Source organism: Arsenophonus sp. ENCA (assembly GCF_002287155.1).
Lineage (GTDB): Bacteria > Pseudomonadota > Gammaproteobacteria > Enterobacterales > Enterobacteriaceae > Arsenophonus > Arsenophonus nilaparvatae.
The window spans coordinates 1-1,477 of record NZ_NHNG01000663.1 but is presented as its reverse complement, the minus strand read 5'-3'; the positions used below and the strand labels follow the sequence as shown (position 1 = coordinate 1,477).

General features: G+C 34.8%; 1 protein-coding gene, 1 pseudogene and 1 riboswitch. The gene and the pseudogene both read left to right on the top strand.

The genetic code is table 11. The annotated features are described in order from the left end of the window. Positions 1–211 (top strand): annotated as a pseudogene (locus CBG25_RS17365) (DedA family protein); the annotation flags it as partial. Positions 212–478: 267 nt separating this feature from the next. After that, a riboswitch (M-box (ykoK) riboswitch) is annotated at positions 479–648 on the top strand. A 54-nt stretch (positions 649–702) separates the two neighbouring features. Continuing rightward, the coding region (locus CBG25_RS17360; protein WP_290608227.1) for a CBS domain-containing protein at positions 703–1,477 on the top strand (775 nt) is incomplete at its 3' end.

Genomic DNA, 1,477 nt, shown 5'->3' with positions numbered 1-1,477 from the left:
CAAGTTGCAAAACCAAGGAATGACGGTGTTATTTACCTCACGTTTTATTGCAGTATTAAGGTACATGATCCCATTAGTCGCCGGCATGTTATTAATGAATAGGACTAAAGTATACAGTATCTGTTTATTATCAGCGGCAATATGGGCAGCTGTATTTATTTTAATTGTTAAAGGCGCATTTACTATTATCGCACCAGAAACACTTATGTAAAATAAATGAAGTTATTTAAGATAGTAAAAACAAAAAGTTAAGAATCTTTATAATATTTCGATTAAAAACCAGCTAATTTTTTTCCATTCATATTTCAAACAAACATATCTTTTACTTTATAATCAGATAAAAATAATATTTCCTTATTTTTCACAGTTAAAATTTAATTTTGTTAAATCTTAACTAAACAACTTTAAGAAAAAATTGTAATCAAGATAAGTAAATTTATAATCGCTGGCGTTCAACATTGTTGACGTGAAATACAATAAACGATCTCGTTATGGCGAGGCTACCTAACAAACAAAAGTTACTGCCGTACTTGCATGGAGACAGGCTTGTATTGGTAAAACAGGTATGATCGAATCAAGGTCTTACAAAAGTAACTTTCCGCTTGGAATACGTTGTTAGAAGCTAAAACCTAAACGTTGGGATCCATTTCCCACGTTAGTTCGCCCCGGTGAGAGATATTAACACCTACAGGGGACTGTTATATGGCTTTACCTATCCAACAAAATACATTTAAACCTCGCTATCATGTAGACCAGACAAACGCGACTGCGGCTTCATATATGACCCAGAATTATATGACTCTACCAGAACATATTTCTGTCGCTGAAGCAAAAAAAGTTTTTCTGGAAAAACTTGAGGAAAATAGTATTACTAACCAAATTTTCATTACCACTAATGATAAATTAATGGGTATTTTATCAGTGAAATCACTATTAAAATACCCTAACGAAAGTGATAGTATCAACCAACTCATGCAACCTAATTTTTTCTTTGTTGCTCCTGGCGATAAACGCACTGAATTAGCAAAATCCTTGCATGACTGTGGTTTTGATCTAGTACCAGTGTTAGATAAAGGATTATTAGTTGGTGCACTTAGCGAACGAGAAATTGATCGCATATTGGAAGATGATGCAACCGAAGATGCTCAACTGCAAGGTGGTAGTTTACCGTTAGATAAACCCTACCTTCAAATGACGCCTTTTGCTCTATGGAAAAAACGTAGTGTTTGGTTACTTTTACTGTTTATTGCGGAAGCTTATACCAGTACAGTCATTAAATCATTTGAAGATCAATTAGAGGCTGTAATTGCTTTAGCCTTCTTTATTCCATTATTGGTAGGAACCGGTGGGAACAGCGGTACTCAGATCACATCAACAATTGTACGTTCAATGGCAATTGGAGAGCTTTCAATTAATCACATATGGCAGGTCTTGCGTCAAGAAATGTCAACTGCGGTACTAATCGCCATCACATTAG